General features: G+C 59.0%; 11 protein-coding genes. 4 read left to right on the plus strand and 7 right to left on the minus strand.

The features are described 5' to 3' along the window. The first annotated feature begins 162 nt into the window (after positions 1-162). Positions 163-597 carry a YcgN family cysteine cluster protein gene (locus DBR30_RS16250; protein WP_005352569.1) on the plus strand — a complete coding sequence of 145 codons (435 nt, stop codon included), beginning with the start codon at positions 163-165 and terminating at the stop codon, positions 595-597. A gap of 647 nt (positions 598-1,244) precedes the next feature. On the opposite strand, the gene pflB is transcribed toward DBR30_RS16250, so the two are convergent. The 4 genes from pflB to DBR30_RS16275 form a co-directional block, all read right to left on the minus strand. Further along, a complete protein-coding gene (gene pflB / locus DBR30_RS16260; RefSeq protein ID WP_005352571.1) occupies positions 1,245-3,527 on the minus strand; it encodes a formate C-acetyltransferase in 2,283 nt (760 codons plus the stop codon). A 46-nt stretch (positions 3,528-3,573) separates the two neighbouring features. Then, positions 3,574-4,422, minus strand: a complete 849-nt coding sequence (gene focA, locus DBR30_RS16265) for a formate transporter FocA (protein WP_005333620.1) — start codon at positions 4,420-4,422, stop codon at positions 3,574-3,576. A gap of 381 nt (positions 4,423-4,803) precedes the next feature. Further along, positions 4,804-6,564, minus strand: a complete 1,761-nt coding sequence (ycaO, locus tag DBR30_RS16270) for a 30S ribosomal protein S12 methylthiotransferase accessory factor YcaO (protein WP_103251413.1) — start codon at positions 6,562-6,564, stop codon at positions 4,804-4,806. Between the two features lie 193 nt (positions 6,565-6,757). Next, positions 6,758-8,191, minus strand: a complete 1,434-nt coding sequence (locus tag DBR30_RS16275; protein WP_108541685.1) for a glycoside hydrolase family 1 protein — start codon at positions 8,189-8,191, stop codon at positions 6,758-6,760. A gap of 167 nt (positions 8,192-8,358) precedes the next feature. Here DBR30_RS16275 and DBR30_RS16280 point away from each other — a divergent pair, with 167 nt between their 5' ends. Beyond that, entirely contained in the window at positions 8,359-9,222 is an 864-nt protein-coding gene (locus DBR30_RS16280) for a LysR family transcriptional regulator (protein ID WP_108541686.1), read from the plus strand. 36 nt (positions 9,223-9,258) lie between these two features. On the opposite strand, the gene DBR30_RS16285 is transcribed toward DBR30_RS16280, so the two are convergent. Further along, the gene (locus DBR30_RS16285; RefSeq protein ID WP_108541687.1) at positions 9,259-10,008 is read right to left on the minus strand and encodes a substrate-binding periplasmic protein; all 750 of its coding nucleotides are present in this window, start codon (positions 10,006-10,008) and stop codon (positions 9,259-9,261) included. A gap of 175 nt (positions 10,009-10,183) precedes the next feature. Beyond that, on the minus strand, positions 10,184-12,448 hold the full coding sequence (metE, locus tag DBR30_RS16290) for a 5-methyltetrahydropteroyltriglutamate--homocysteine S-methyltransferase (protein WP_108588434.1): 2,265 nt from the start codon (positions 12,446-12,448) through the stop codon (positions 10,184-10,186). A gap of 275 nt (positions 12,449-12,723) precedes the next feature. Between metE and DBR30_RS16295 the strand changes: the two genes are divergently transcribed. Then, positions 12,724-13,632 carry a LysR substrate-binding domain-containing protein gene (locus DBR30_RS16295; protein ID WP_108540706.1) on the plus strand — a complete coding sequence of 303 codons (909 nt, stop codon included), beginning with the start codon at positions 12,724-12,726 and terminating at the stop codon, positions 13,630-13,632. 6 nt (positions 13,633-13,638) lie between these two features. On the opposite strand, the gene DBR30_RS16300 is transcribed toward DBR30_RS16295, so the two are convergent. Next, a complete protein-coding gene (locus DBR30_RS16300; protein WP_108540703.1) occupies positions 13,639-14,574 on the minus strand; it encodes a LysR substrate-binding domain-containing protein in 936 nt (311 codons plus the stop codon). Between the two features lie 192 nt (positions 14,575-14,766). On the opposite strand from DBR30_RS16300, the gene DBR30_RS16305 reads away from it, so the two are divergent. After that, positions 14,767-15,504: an isochorismatase family protein gene (locus tag DBR30_RS16305; protein WP_108540701.1), complete on the plus strand. Its 738-nt coding sequence runs from the start codon at positions 14,767-14,769 to the stop codon at positions 15,502-15,504. Positions 15,505-15,702: the final 198 nt, after the last annotated feature.

Below are 15,702 nucleotides of genomic sequence, written 5' to 3' on the forward strand. Positions count from 1 at the left end.
CCACCAGCGAACCCGTTTGAGCAATATGATGAGGCTGAAAGTCATTGCATTCATTTGAGCTGATCACGACAATTTACCCACCGGAGTGACCCTCTCCTTGAAATACTGGGTAACAAGGGGTATAACCACGCGTTTTATCAGGTGTAATAAGTGAGCGGTATGATGCAAGCCCCCTTTTGGCAGACCAAGAGTCTGCAGCAGATGACTGAATCCGAATGGGAATCCCTCTGCGATGGTTGCGGAAAATGCTGCCTCAACAAGCTGATCGATGAAGATACCGACGAACTGGTTTTCACCAATGTCGCCTGCAATTTGCTTAACACCAAGACCTGTCAGTGCTCTGATTACGCCAATCGTTTCAAAAAAGAGCCTGACTGTCTGCAGATCACCCATGACAAGATCGCCGAATATGACTGGCTCCCCTCAACTTGCGCATATCGCCTGCTGTCTGAAGGTGACGCTCTTCCAGAGTGGCATCCTCTGCTGACCGGCAGTCGTTCCGCGATGCATCAGGCTGGTCAATCCGTCCGTGGCAAGGTCATTCACGAGGATCAGGCGGGTGAATGGATCGATCACATCATCACCTGGGCCAGCTAACGCGCTCAACCCGCTATTTTCCAGAGACAAGGGCTGCACAATGTGCAGCCCTTGTTGTTTCGGCAAGCAGGGTTTGTAGCTTCACACATATCTGGCTGGCTAAACCAGACACCCTCCCAGCTGCGCATTGAGAGAGGCAGAGACAGAGACAGAGACAGAGACAGAGACAGAGACAGAGGCAGAGACAGAGACAGAGACAGAGACAGAGACAGAGACAGAGACAGAGACAGAGACAGAGGCAGAGGCAGAGGCAGAGGCAGAGGCAGAGGCAGAGGCAGAGGCAGAGGCAGAGGCAGAGAATGATTCCATAGTCACAGGCTTATGGGTATTGCTTGATACCCGCGATGGCGCCTCTGTTCACCCCTTAAACCTGATCAGCTGTTCCACGAGCCATAGCAACACTGATGAAATGGCAGGCAAAGCAACCGCCTATCCCCTTAGAGCGCTAATAAAGCATAATCGCATTACAGACGGGGCCTAGGTCAATCCTGGTGAGCCCCTCCCCTTAATCCTCTTCGAATACCCAGTAACAACTGTTGTGGTTGCGATGGAACTGGAGGCGATTCACAGGGGATGATTACTCCCCCTAAATCGCACGCATAAAAAAACCGGCGCCTTGGCGCCGGTTTTTGCTCACTATGTCTCGATTACAGAGAAGCAGTGAAGGTACGGGTGATGACGTCTTGCTGTTGCTCTTTGGTCAAAGAGTTGAAGCGAACGGCATAACCGGATACGCGGATGGTCAACTGCGGATATTTCTCCGGGTTTTCCATGGCGTCCAGCAGCATTTCACGGTTCATCACGTTAACGTTCAGGTGCTGACCACCCTCTACGTTGGATTCGTGGTGGAAGTAACCGTCCATCAGGCCAGCCAGGTTGGCTTTCTGGGCTTCCATATCTTTACCCAGTGCGTTCGGAACGATGGAGAAGGTATAGGAGATACCATCTTTAGCGTAAGCGAACGGCAGCTTGGCTACGGAAGTCAGGGAAGCAACAGCACCTTTCTGGTCACGACCGTGCATCGGGTTTGCACCCGGGCCGAACGGAGCACCAGCACGACGGCCATCCGGGGTGTTACCGGTCTTCTTGCCATATACCACGTTGGAGGTGATGGTCAGAACAGACTGGGTAGCAACAGCACCACGGTAGGTATTCAGCTTCTGAATCTTCTTCATGAAGCGCTCAACCAGGTCACAGGCGATATCATCGACGCGAGCGTCGTTGTTACCGAACTGCGGGTATTCGCCTTCGATTTCGAAGTCGATGGCAACGCCATCTTCGTCACGAATCGGCTTGACCTTGGCGTACTTGATGGCAGACAGGGAGTCAGCGGCTACGGACAGACCCGCGATACCACACGCCATGGTGCGATATACGTCACGGTCGTGCAGCGCCATCAGAGAGGCTTCGTAGCTGTACTTGTCGTGCATGTAGTGGATGATGTTCAACGCAGCAACGTATTGCTTGGCCAGCCAATCCATGAAGTGGTCCAGACGATCCATTACGTCGTTGTAGTCGAGGTACTCGGACTTGACCATCTCGGTTTTCGGACCGACCTGGATCTTGAGTTTCTCGTCCATACCACCGTTGATTGCATACAGCATGGTCTTGGCCAGGTTGGCACGAGCACCGAAGAACTGCATCTGCTTACCAACGATCATCGGGGATACACAGCAAGCGATGGCGTAGTCATCGTTGTTGAAATCCGGACGCATCAGATCGTCGTTCTCGTACTGAACGGAAGAGGTCTCGATGGATACCTTGGCACAGTACTTTTTGAAACCGACCGGCAGCTTCTCGGACCACAGGATGGTCAGGTTCGGCTCAGGGGACGGGCCCATGGTGTACAGGGTGTTCAGCATACGGAAGCTGTTCTTGGTGACCAGGGTACGGCCGTCAACGCCCATACCAGCCAGGGTCTCGGTCGCCCACATCGGGTCGCCGGAGAACAGTGAATCGTATTCCGGAGTACGCAGGAAGCGAACCATACGCAGCTTCATGACCATGTGGTCCATCAGCTCCTGGGCTTCTTGCTCGGTGATCAGGCCTTTCTGCAGGTCACGCTCGATGTAGATATCCAGGAAGCTGGAGGTACGACCGAAGGACATGGCTGCACCGTTCTGGGACTTGACTGCCGCCAGGTAGGCGAAGTAGGTCCACTGTACGGCTTCTTTAGCGTTCTTGGCCGGTACGGAGATATCGCAACCGTACTTGGCAGCCATCACCTTCATCTGTGCCAGGGCACGGTGCTGCTCGGAGATCTCTTCGCGCAGACGGATGGTGGCTTCCAGGTTGACGCCGTTTTCCAGGTCAGCTTGCAGGGACTTGAACTGGGCCAGTTTGTCGGCCATCAGGAAGTCAACACCGTACAGAGCAACACGACGGTAGTCACCGATGATACGGCCACGGCCGTAGGCATCCGGCAGACCGGTGATAACACCAGACTTACGGCAGTTCAGGATGTCTTTGGTGTAAACGTCAAACACGCCCTGGTTGTGAGTCTTGCGGTATTCGGTGAAGATCTTCTCGACCATCGGGTCCAGTTGACGACCGTACACTTCGCAAGAAGTTTTAACCATCTTGATACCGCCGTTGGCGATGATGGCGCGCTTCAGCGGCTTGTCAGTCTGCAGACCAACGATCTGCTCCAGGCTCTGATCGATATAACCGGCATCGTGTGCGGTAATGGTGGAGGGCAGGTCAGTATCAAAATCAACCGGCGCATGAGTGCGGTTCTCGATTTTGATCCCTTCCATGACCTTGTCCCACAGCTTGGTGGTCGCTTCGGTCGCGCCAGCCAGGAAGGACTCGTCACCTTCATACGGGGTGTAGTTCTTCTGGATGAAGTCACGGGTGTTGACAGAGGTCTGCCATTCACCGGCCGCGAAGCCTTCCCATGCTTTTTGGAACTGTTCGTTAAGTTCTGCCATTTTTCATTACCTCACACGGTATTGATGTAGTATCCCGCAATCATCCTTAATGATGACGACGGAAGATAAACCAGTAAGTCAGACCAACCATCACGCCACCACCGATGATATTGCCGATGGTCACGGGGATGAGGTTGTGTAGGACGAAGTTGGATACGGTCAGGTCAGCAAAGGTTGCCGGATCCTGGCCGATGGCCTGCCAAAATTCCGGACTAGCCACGCTGTGGATAGCGATACCAACCGGAATCATAAACATGTTTGCGATGCTGTGCTCGAAACCTGAGGCAACGAACATGGCAACCGGCAGCAGCATAACCACTACCTTGTCAGTCGCGCTGCGGGCACCAAAGGCCATCCATGCAGCAAGACATACCATCAGGTTACAGAGGATACCGAGCGCCACCGCTTCGAAGAAGGTGTGGTGAATTTTGTGTTGGGCCACTTTGAGGGCGTTAAGGCCCCACTGACCGTCTGCTGCCGTGTACTCTGCAGAAACGATGATCAGCGCCACCATCAGCAGACCGCCAATCAGGTTACCGAAGTAGACCAAACCCCAATTCTTGAGCAGCTGAGCCCAGCTGATGCGATTGGCAGCCTTGGCCACCAGTGTCAGGGTGGTGGAGGTGAACAGCTCGGCACCGAGCAGCACACAGAGAATAAGTCCGAGAGAGAAGCAGAGACCGCCCACCAGCTTGGCCATACCCCAAGGCATGGAGCCGGTTCCGGTCGTCACTGTGATGTAGAAGATAAATGCGATGGCGATGAAAGCGCCTGCGGTGATGGCCAGTGGAATGACCTTGTATGCCGGCTTGGTAGCCTTGGCATAGGTGATGTCTTCAGCCAGTGCAGCGATGGCTTCGGGCTTGAGACAATCGAATGGAGATTCAGCTTTCAATTATTTTCTACCTGAATGTTTTGCCTGTTGAAATCATAACAAAGGGCCAAATAGCCAAAATTGACATTGATCAAGTTTATCAGAGTGCGAATGTAATTTTACTACAAATATTTTAGTGCGATGGCTACGCCACTTTACACCAGGTATCAGCTGAAACAGAAATATCACATTTTTAATGCAATGATTTTAAAGAATTTATTTCCAATCATGGAAATATGGTATTGGCAAGATATCTTTGCAGATCGCCAGCACATCCCCTGCCCTGCCATCAACCCCCTTAGGGGTATTTTTTGTTTTTTATTTCATCTTTGAATAACAATCCCGTGCCTTGCCGCACGATAAACAGAAGGGGCCACTCGGCCCCTTCCTTTACAGCAACAATCACGCCCAGTGATGGGCTCGCTTGGCCTTTTGCAGCTTCTCGTAAGCCGCCAGCAGCTTCTGGTGCAGCGGGAACTGGGAGAGCGACAGGTCGGCCGCCTCCAGCCCGTGGAAGCGTGCTTCGCCAGTGGCGTTGGCCCATGCCTGTGCCAGCGTCTCTTCGCCATACATGCGAGTGAAGACGGCGCGATACTGCTCCGGATCCCGCTCCTCGTCGAGGAACAACTCGACGCAGGCACGCAGGGCGCGGTAGTAGCTGGCACGCTCGGCAGTAAACACCGACTGGTTGAACTCCATGGTCCAATCGATGAGATCGAGAGCAGTCTCCAGCTCACCGGCGGCCAGCGCCAGCATGGCTTTCAGCTCGCCAACGCGCAGGGTGTGCAGCGCGGTCCCCTTGGCAGCGGCGATGCCCAGCAGCTCGCGTACACGGGTACGCTCGTCGTGCCCCTCTTCATCCAATTGATCAAACAACGCCATGTACTGCTCGGCATCCCAATCAAGTGATGGCAGTGCCAGGATCACTTCGCGCAGGTTGGCGCCCATGTTGTTGTTGGCCAGCAGCAGATCTTCGGCCGGATAGATGTCGGACATGCCCGGCACCAGAATGCGGCAGGCGTAGACACCCAGATGCTCGTAGTCGGCGATATAGACCGGCTGCTCCAGCTCATGGAAGATGCCGATCAGGTGATCAAACTCCTCCTGCGAGGTGCCACGGAAGTCCCAGTCGGCAAACTCGAAGTCCGCATCCTGCTTGAACAGATCCCAGCTGATGAGGCCCGAGGAGTCGATGAAGTGGGTCTCGAGGTTGTGGTGATCCGCTACCTGCTCGTTGTCGAATGACGGCGGCACAAACACGTCGAGATCCTTGAGACCGCGGCCCTGCAGCAGCTCGGTCACGGTACGCTCGAAGGCCACTTCGAAGCGCGGGTGGGCACCGAAGGAGGCAAAGCAGGTGCCGTTGCTCGGGTTGAGCAGCACCACACAGATGACCGGATAGCGGCCACCCAGAGAGGCATCGAAGCTGTAAATGGGGAAGCCTTCCGCTTCGAGGGCGGCGATGGAGGCAGCAATTCCCGGATAACGGGCAATGACCTCGTCCGGGATCAACGGCAGGCTGATGGCCTCGGCGATGATCTTGTTCTTCACGTGGCGCTCGAACACTTCGGAGAGCGCCTGGGTGCGCGCTTCGGTCTTGGTGTTGCCGGCGCTCATGCCGTTGGAGACATAGAGGTTGCCGATGATGTTCATCGGGATGTAGACGGTCTCGTGATCGGACTGACGCTCGAACGGCAGGGCGACGATCCCGCGCTCTTCGTTGTTTGACTGCAGATCCACCAGCATGTCGGCGGTCACTTCACCGTCCGGGTTGTAGAACTTGCGGGTGAAGCTGTCTAGCAGACCGGCCGGGAACTGGTCACCCTCGATGGGGAACCACTTTTCGTTCGGGTAGTGAACGAAATCACCGTTGGCGACCTGCTCGCCCAGATAGAAGTCGGCGAAGAAGTAGTTGGTGGAGAGACGCTCGAAATATTCGCCAAGGGCGGAAGCGAGGGCCGCCTTCTTGCTGGCACCCTTGCCGTTGGTAAAGCAGAGGGGGCACTCTTTGTCGCGAATATGCACCGACCAGACGTTCGGCACGGGGTTGAGCCAGGAGGCCTCTTCAATATCAAAGCCCAAGGCTTGCAGCTTGGTCTGGAAGCGTTCGATGGAGTCTTCCAGCGCCGCGTCCTTGCCGGGAATAAAAGTGTGGTCAGTCATCACGATATCCTGATTTTTATTGGCTCATGTTCGGCCGCAGATAATAGCAGGGGTCGGCGGCTTTGGCAGGACAAAAATCAGCAAACAGGGGTGAGTCGCACGGAGAGAAACCGGCTTGCCCCCTCTCCCCCGCCACAAACAGCGCGGGCCCGGGGATTGCCCGGGCCCGCTGGTTACGCGACGCGATACATCGTCAGAGCTGCTTGCCCTGGCTCGCAATCACCTGGCTGTACCAGTGGAAGCTCGCCTTCTTGATCCGGCGAAGGGAGCCCCCCTGCTCGTCACGCTCCACATAGACGAAGCCGTAGCGCTTCTGGTAGCCGTTGAGCCAGCTCAGGATGTCGGTGAACGACCAGGCGCAGTAGCCGAGCAATTCCACCCCATCCTGCATCGCCTCCTGGCACGCCTTGACGTGGCTGTGCAGGTAATCGATGCGGTACTCATCGTTCACCTTGTCGCCCGCCTCCAGCTTGTCGAACTCGCCAAGGCCGTTCTCGGTGATCATCAGCGGCAGGCCATAGCGGGAAGAGAGGCGACGCAGCGCGATGCGCATCCCGGTCGGGTCGATGGCCCAGTCCCAGTTGCTGGTCTCAAGGTGCGGATTGGGCGCCGTCTTGTAGAGGCCGGGGATGCCGCTCGATGGCGTAGTACCCTTCTTGCCGGTGGTGTTGATGCGCTGCAGGGTCTGACCGCCCAAGGGGTTATCTGTGTAGGTCAGGGTGTAGTAGTAGTTGACGCCGATGTAGTCGGGCGTCCCCTCGCGCAGCAGCTCCATATCGCCCGGCAGGATCTCCGGAGCCTCGCCGTTTTCTCGCAAGTAAGCGAGCGCCGCCTGCGGATAGCGGCCAAAGCAGTAAGCATCCAGCCACCAGAGGTTGTTGAACTCCTCGGCGTTCTCATAGGCCAGCATATCTTTCGGATCGCACGATGCCGGATAGGCAGGGGAGTAGGCAAAGCTCGGGCCGATGAGGCCATTTGGCACATGCTGGCGAAACGCCTTGATCACTCGGGCGTTGGCCAGAAAGGCGATATGGTTGGCGGCAAAGAAGCGCTTGCGATCCTGCACTGCGGGCGGATGGGTGCCGAGCTGATAGGCGTTGGTCAGGTTGTAGTTCTGCTCGTTAAGCGACACCCAGTACTTCACCTTGCCGGCAAAACGCTGATAGAGGGTCACGCAGTAGCGCTCGAAATCCTCGATAATGCGTCGGTCTTCCCAGCCGCCGTACTCATCCTGCAGCGCCTGCGGCAGATCCCAGTGATACAGGGTCAGCACCGGCTCTATCTGGTGGGCCAAAAGGGTGTCGATCAGCTTCTCGTAGAAGGCCAGCCCCGCCTCGTTCACCTCCCCCCGACCGGTGGGATAAATGCGCGGCCAGCTCACCGAGAAGCGGTAAGCCTTGAGCCCCATCTCGGCCATCAGCGTCACGTCCTCCTCCATGCGGTGGTAGTGATCAACCGCCACATCGCCGTTACTCCCCTCAAAGGTCTTGCCCGGCAGCTTGGTGAAGAGATCCCACACCGAGGGCCCCTTGCCATCGGCATTCCAGCCCCCCTCCACCTGATAGGCGGCGGAGGCGGCGCCCCACAGAAAATCGCTCGGGAAGTCGTTGAACTTGTGGTGATGCATCTGGTGTTGCTCCTTCTGCGCTGATGGTGTCAGCCATCTCTGATAACTTAGCTCCCCCAAGTTGGGGCGCCCGAAATAAATTGGCATCAGCATCCAATACTTCTAAAATTCCGTCCAATGACAAATATGACCGCTCAACATTCCCGACAGGAATGAAAGGAGTCCTGATGGAGCTACGGGATCTGAAAGCCTTCGTCACCCTGGGGGAGGTGCTGCACTTTGGCCAGGCGGCGGTGCGCCAGCATGTTACCCAGTCGGCCCTGAGCAAACAGATAAGGCGGCTGGAGGAGGAGCTGGGCGGCGAGCTGTTCGAGCGCAACGCCAATACCACTCGCCTCACCGGACTGGGCAGGGCGCTGTATGAGGATGCCCGCGCTGTGGTCATCCAGAGCGAGCAGCTCTCGCGCACCGCCCGCGACGTGCTGGCGGGCAATGTCGGCACCCTGCGTATCGGCTTTGGCGTAGCCACCAAGATCCTGGTGCCCGCCGCCATCGCCCGCTTTCGCGCCGAGCGACCACAGGTGACCATAGAGCTCAACGATCTCTCCACCCACCACCAGCTGCTGGCGCTCAGTGAAGGCAAGCTGGATCTCGGTTTTTGCCGCCTGCCCGCCCCCAAGGGGTGGCACGCCCTGCCGGTGGTCGAAGCCCACTTTGTCGCCGTACTGCCCGCCAGCTACCGCGATGTGAGGGAGTTGGCGGATCTGGTGGACAAGCCGCTGGCGATCCTGCGAAGGGACAAGGCACCGTCGTTTTACGATCACCTGATGAACTATCTGGCCCAGAGCGGACTGCGATTTCGCGATATCCAGTACGTCAACGACTTCGCCGCCGGTGTCGCCACCGCGGCGGCAGAGATCGCCTGGACCCTGGTCCCCTCCTCCACCACCATAGAGCACCCGGATGTACTTACCCTGCCCCTTAGAGATGGGGAAGCCTGCTGGACCATTGGCCTTATCCGTCCGCCCCACAACAAGGGGCCCTTGATCGATGCCTTCTGGGCAACCATCGCCGATATGACGCCAAAATAGACACGCCCTTGGCAAACAGCAGATGGCGGCAACGCATCAACGATAGCGTTCGACGATACGCGCCAACTCGCCGCTTTGTCGCAGCTGTTGCAGGGCACTGTTGAACTCGGTTATCCGGGTATTGAAGCGGGAGTGTTTGCCGATGCAGAGATTGAACGGGGTAGAGGCAAGCTGCAACGGCACCTCGACCACCTGCTCGGACAATCCCAGCTGGTTGAGTTTGAAACGTGCCACCAGTGGGTCGGTCACCATCAGGTCCCCCCGCCCCGCCGCCAGCATTTTGAAGACATTATCGACATTGATGGTCTGATGAACGGTGAAGCCCGCCAGGTTCTCCTTGCCCCAGCCGTTACCGAAATAGTCGAGAAAGGTAAGTGATTTGAAGTCGCTCAAGCGGCTGGCACGCTGAAAATCGGTCATCCGGGGGTGGCCAAGCTGGGTAAATACCGTCAAAACCGTTGTGGTAACGGGCTCCTCCACCACCAATGTATAAGAGCGCCGATCCCGAGTGGCGATGGTTACAAAACCATCGGCCTGCGCCATCCGCACCAGTTTTTGCGCCCGTTGCCACGGATAACCTTCATGGCGCACCCGCAGCCCCATCTGCGCAGCCACCCGATCCATCACGTCGATCATCAGCCCGCGCATCTTGCCCTGTTCGTCACGCCACGAATATGGGGCAAAGTCGTCAAAGTAGACCAGCTTCAACTCGGCCGCTGGCGCCGCCCATGCACTCTGCCACATCAGCAATCCCCACAGGATTGCGCTCCCCAGACTGACTCTCATGGCCGCGACTCCATCCACTTCTGCCAACTCTGAGCCTAGTGCAAAGCGGGCTGCGGCAAGGTTCAGGATCCAGTGGAAAAGTGGCCAACGAAAAAAGAGAGAGGAAGCAGTGGCTTCCCCTCTCTCGTTCGTTTGTCAGCACGCCACCTTACCGATGGCAGTCACGGCTTGCCGGTTACGCCAGCTCGGCGCGCAGCGCCCTGGTGGCATCGACCATCACCTTGAGGGCGGCTTCCGTCTCTTCCCAGCCGCGGGTCTTGAGGCCGCAATCCGGGTTGACCCACAGCCGCTCGGCCGGGATCTGTTTGGCGGCCTTGCGCAGCAACCCCTCAATCCAGCTCTGGCTCGGCACGTTAGGCGAGTGGATGTCGTAGACGCCCGGGCCAATCTCGTTGGGGTAGTTGAAGCGTTCGAACGCTTCGAGCAGCTGCATCTGGCTGCGGCTGGTCTCGATGGTGATCACATCCGCATCCAGCGCCGCTACCGCCTCGATGATGAGGTTGAAATCGCTGTAACACATGTGGGTGTGGATCTGGGTGCTGTCCGCCACCGGGCTTGCACTCAGACGGAAGGCCCGCACTGCCCAATCGAGATAAGCCTGATGATCCTGCTTGCGCAGGGGCAAGCCTTCGCGGATCGCCGGTTCGTCGATCTGGATGATCTTGATGCCGGCGGCTTCCAGATCTGCCACCTCGTCGCGAATGGCCAGCCCGATTTGCAGGGCGGATTGCTCGCGGCTCACATCTTCCCGCGGGAAGGACCAGCAGAGGATGGTCACAGGGCCAGTCAGCATCCCCTTGACTGGCTTGTCGGTCAGGCTCTGGGCAAACTTTGTCCACGCCAGGGTCATGGGGGTCGGGCGGTCGATATCACGGGTGATCACCGGCGGCTTGACGCAGCGGGAGCCATAACTCTGTACCCAGCCGAAGCGGGTGATGGCAAAGCCGTCCAGCAGCTCACCGAAATACTCCACCATGTCGTTGCGCTCGGCCTCGCCGTGCACCAGCACGTCCAGCCCGATGGCCTCCTGACGCGCGATGGCATCGCGGATCTCCGCCTTAATGCCCGCCTCGTAGGCGCTGTCATCGATGCGACCGGCGCGCCAATCCTGCCGCAATACCCGGATCTGCGAGGTCTGCGGGAAGGAGCCGATGGTGGTGGTGGGCAGCAGCGGCAGCTTGAGATCCGAGCGCTGCAGCTCGGCCCTGACCGGATAGGGGCTGTGACGATCAAAGTCGCTGTTGGTGAGGCTGGCGAGCCGTGACTGCACCGCTTTTTTGTGCACCCGGCTGTCGGACTCCCGATCGACGATGGGCTGGCTGTAGGCGGTGATTTTGTCGAGCTCGCCCCCATCCAGATACTCTCTGAGCAGCCCCAGTTCGAAGCATTTTTGCAGGGCGAAAGCGAACCAGCTGCGGGTTTGGGGATCCAGCTCCAGTTCGAGGGTCAAATCCACCGGACTGTGCAGCAATGAGCAGGATGAGGCCACCCAGAGCCGCTCGCCGAGTTTGGCTTTCAGTGCCTTCAGAGTCGGCGCCAGCTTGGCCAGATTGGCACGCCAGACGTTGCGGCCGTTGATCACCCCGGCGGAGATGACCCACTGAGCGGGCAGATGCGGCACCAGGGTCTCCAGCTGTTCGGGGGCGGCCACCAGATCCAGATGTAGGCCATCCACTTTCAGGCTGGTGATAATGTCGCGCTGATGAGCCACCGAACCGAAATAGGTGGTGAGCAGCAGCTTGCAGGGGCCCGCGAGGCGCTCGTAAGCGTTGAGGTAGGCCAGCCGCCACTCGTCTGGCAAGTCCAGCGTCAGCGCAGGTTCGTCGATCTGCACCCACTCCACCCCTTGGGCGGCCAACTTGGCCAGGATCTCCTGATAGACGATGAGCAGGCGATCGAGCAGTTCAAGGCGGGAGAAGCCGCTCTCTTTCTCCTTGCCGAGCCACAGATAAGAGACCGGTCCCAGCAGCACCGCCTTGACCGGCAGCCCCAGCGCCTTGGCCTCTTCTACCTCGTCAAACAGCTGGCTCCAGCCCAGCTTGAAGCGCTGGTCACGGCTGAATTCCGGCACCAGATAGTGATAGTTGGTGTTGAACCATTTGGTCATCTCGGCGGCCGCCGCCGCCGGGCCGGTCGGCGCACGGCCACGGGCCACCCGGAACAGGGTGTCTAGATCGGTCTCGCCATGGCGGTGGCGGGCAGGCACCGCATCCACCAGCAGGCTGGTACCGAGCACCTGATCGTACCAGGCAAAGTCGCCCACCGGCAGCAGATTGACCCCGGCGCCGTGCTGGGCCTGCCAATGGCGCTCACGCAGCGTCTTGCCCACTGAAACGAGTTCGGCCTGAGTGGTCTCGCCACGCCAGTAGGATTCGAGGGCAAATTTCAGCTCGCGCTTGGCGCCGATACGGGGGAAGCCCAGGGTGTGTGCTCGTGTCATAGGTTCATTTCCTTATGCTCATTCATCTGATGGAAACTGGATGGTTTAGCCATCCAGATGTTTACACATCCAAAATGACAAGATAAGGTGACGCTGGCTATTGAATCCTCTTCAAGTGGCTCTCAAATAATCCTCAACTGACCGCCAATCAGGTTCACCGCGAGGATACAGAGGCCGATTTTTACAGGTGCAAGAGGTACCGGAGTCAAGAAGCGCAGCAGGCCACCGCCGGCCGCAACCTCAGCGCCATACGCAATCTCACAAGGAGCCATCTTATGGCAGTGCCAAGCAATGCAGGGATAGAGATCAAACACTTGAAAACATTGACCGCGCTGGCCGAGCAGGGCTCGCTGGCCGGTGCGGCGCTGACCCTCAACCTCACCCAGTCCGCCCTCTCCCACCAGCTCAAAGAGCTGGAGACCCGCCTCAATCTGGAGCTTTACCTGCGCAAAAGCCGCCCGCTGGTGCTGACCGCGGCAGGCAGCCAGCTGCTTGCCCTCGCCCGTCAGGTGTTGCCCGCCCTGGCCCAGACCGAGAAACAGTTGCAGGCCTTGCAGAGCGGCGATGCGGGCAGGCTGCATCTGGCGCTCGATTGTCACAGCTGCATCCAGTGGCTACTGCCGCTGTTGCCGGAATTTCGCCGCCAGTGGCCGGGAGTGGATCTGGAAGTGGAGTCGGTGCCGGGCTTTGATGCCATCAATGCCCTGCTCGGCGGCCAGCTCGACCTGCTGCTCACCTCGGATGTGCAGGCGCGCGGCGATCTCCACTTCGAGCCACTGTTTGCCTTCGATCTGACTCTGGTGATGGCGCCGGATCATCCCCTCTGCCACCGGAGCCACATCGAGCCGGGCGATCTAGGGGCGGAGGTGCTGCTGGTCTATCCGGTGGAGCGCAGCCGCATGGATATCTTCAGCCGCTTTTTGCAACCCGCCGGGGTGGAGCCCGCCCGCTGCAAGCCGGTGGACAACACCTCGGTGATGCTGCAGATGGCCGCCGCTGGCCTTGGCGTCGCCGCCCTGCCGCGCTGGGCCAGCGACGAGTTTGTCAGACAGGGGATGCTCTGCGCCCGCCCCCTCGGCAGCGGTATTCGTCGCCATATGTACGGCGCGGTGCGGGCCGCCGATCGGGATCAAGCCTGCCTGCAGAGCCTGTTCGAGCGCATTCGCCGCAAGATGGAGGGATAGCTCTCCTCAGCGTGGCTGACCAACCTCTGCCAGCAGAGCAGGCAACTGCGCCTTGATAAAGTCGATGAGGGCCCTGACCGCCGGTGACAAACCGCGCCGCGCGGGATAGAGCATCACCAGCTTGCCATCTTTGGGACGCCACTCCGGCAACAGTTGTTGCAGCCGCCCATCCGCCAGCTCATTGACGCAGGCGTAAAGTGGCAAGCCCACCATCCCGAGCCCCGCCAGCGCCGCCTGTTTGAGGGTCTGTACATTGTCGCTGCGCAGCAGCACATTGACCGCCACCTCCTCACTCTCCCCACTGTCGTGCCTTAGCCGCAGCAGATCGGCCTGACGCTCCAGCGAGCTGAAGAGCAGAGCATCCTCTCCTTCCAGCTGCCGTGGATGCGCCAGCGCATTGTGGCGCGAGAGCCACGCCGGGGTCGCCAGCACGCCCCACTGCACCGTGCAGAGCGGCACCTGCACCAGACTGGAGGGGGCCTGCTCGAAGGCCACCCCGCGGACCACCACATCCAGCCCCTCCTCCAGCAGATCCACCTGCCGATTGCTGGCTTGCACGGCGAGCCTCACCTTGGGGTATTGGGCCATAAAAGCGGGCAGCAAACGGGCAAGCAGCGCATCGGCCATGGTAATGGGCACGCTGATCCGCACCAGACCGCTCGGCTCCTGCTGCCGTTGCCGCACTGCCGCCTCTCCGGCCTGCGCCTCGGCCAGCATCGCCTGACAGTGGCGATAGAGCACCTCACCGGCATCGGTCAGGCTGAGTTGGCGCGAGGTACGTTGCAGCAGCCGGGTATCCAGCCGCTCCTCCAGCAGCCGGATCCGGCGCGAGATCCGCGACTTGGGCACGCCAAGCGCCCGCGCGGCGGCAGTGAATCCCTGCCGTTGCACCACATGGGTGAAGAGATAGAGATCATTCAAATCAAGTTCCAGTGGTGTCATCGGGCAGCCTTGGTCAGGGTGAGGTGCATTCACATCGTTCCATTGATGGAACGATAAGAACCTATTTCACCAGATTGTCGCCATTTTTGCAGCCATCATAATGGCCCTGTCCCCATCAGACGGTTGCTGCACGGGCAATCCGCCCCACCAGCAAGGTCCGTTTGACTGTTCCGATATCACAAGGAGTTCACCATGAAACTGCGACAAATCTGCTCTGCCACCCTGCTCGGTCTGGCGACCCTGACCGCCACGCTGACCACCACAGCGACACCGGCCATAGCCGCCGAGGCTGCCAGCCATCCGACCGTATCACCCAACCGCTATCTGGAGATGCTCTCCCGAGACAATGCGGTACTGCTGCTGGTCGACCATCAGGTCGGCTTGCTGAGCGGCGTACGCGACACCACGGTGGGCGAGCTCAAGCACAACGTGGTGGCGCTGGCCAACGCCGCCCGCGCCCTCGGCGTGCCGGTGATCGTGACCGCGACCATGCCCGATGGCATGTGGGGCCCCACCATGCCTGAACTGACCAGTGCCCTGCCGGATGTGAAGGTGATCAACCGCACCGTCATCAACGCCTGGGACGATCCTGCCGTGCGCGCCGCCATTGAGAAGACCGGCCGCAAACAGCTGATCATCGCCGGGGTATCCCTCGAGATCTGCGCCAGCTTCCCGGCCCTCTCTGCCAAGGCTGCCGGCTATGATGCCCGGGTGGTGCTCGATGCTTCCGGCACCTTCAACGAAGCCAAGCGCACCACGGGTCTGCAACGCTTGCTGGGGGCCGGTATCCCGGTCACCGACTACGCCTCTGCCGCAGTCGAGATGCTGCGCAGCAACGTCGACCCCAAGGCGCACGATGTCTACAACGCCCTCGACATGCCTTTCGCCACCCTGGTGTGGCAGATGCAAGAGGGTGCCAAGAAGTCGTAACTCGCCCCGCCTTCGGTCAGATGACCGAAGGCTTCTTTTGTCTTCAAGAGGTTATATCGATGACCAGACGCCTGACTCTCTCCGCCCCCGTCAAGGGCCAACCGCTGCACATTGGCAGCGGCTTTGCAGCCAGCCATTTTGGCGAACACTTTTTCAACGGCATGATAGACCCCGTGGTGATGGTGGATCACTTCCAGA

The sequence above is a fragment of the Aeromonas sp. HMWF017 genome (genome assembly GCF_003061465.1).
Lineage (GTDB): Bacteria > Pseudomonadota > Gammaproteobacteria > Enterobacterales > Aeromonadaceae > Aeromonas > Aeromonas veronii.

What these genes read in the sequence shown, in the direction of transcription:
- DBR30_RS16250 (WP_005352569.1), top strand. Translation starts at nt 163, where the DNA reads ATGCAAGCCCCCTTTTGGCAGACCAAGAGTCTGCAGCAGATGACTGAA.
- pflB (WP_005352571.1), bottom strand. Translation starts at nt 3,527, where the DNA reads ATGGCAGAACTTAACGAACAGTTCCAAAAAGCATGGGAAGGCTTCGCG.
- ycaO (WP_103251413.1), bottom strand. Translation starts at nt 6,564, where the DNA reads ATGACTGACCACACTTTTATTCCCGGCAAGGACGCGGCGCTGGAAGAC.
- DBR30_RS16275 (WP_108541685.1), bottom strand. Translation starts at nt 8,191, where the DNA reads ATGCATCACCACAAGTTCAACGACTTCCCGAGCGATTTTCTGTGGGGC.
- DBR30_RS16280 (WP_108541686.1), top strand. Translation starts at nt 8,359, where the DNA reads ATGGAGCTACGGGATCTGAAAGCCTTCGTCACCCTGGGGGAGGTGCTG.
- DBR30_RS16285 (WP_108541687.1), bottom strand. Translation starts at nt 10,008, where the DNA reads ATGAGAGTCAGTCTGGGGAGCGCAATCCTGTGGGGATTGCTGATGTGG.
- metE (WP_108588434.1), bottom strand. Translation starts at nt 12,448, where the DNA reads ATGACACGAGCACACACCCTGGGCTTCCCCCGTATCGGCGCCAAGCGC.
- DBR30_RS16295 (WP_108540706.1), top strand. Translation starts at nt 12,724, where the DNA reads ATGGCAGTGCCAAGCAATGCAGGGATAGAGATCAAACACTTGAAAACA.
- DBR30_RS16300 (WP_108540703.1), bottom strand. Translation starts at nt 14,574, where the DNA reads ATGACACCACTGGAACTTGATTTGAATGATCTCTATCTCTTCACCCAT.
- DBR30_RS16305 (WP_108540701.1), top strand. Translation starts at nt 14,767, where the DNA reads ATGAAACTGCGACAAATCTGCTCTGCCACCCTGCTCGGTCTGGCGACC.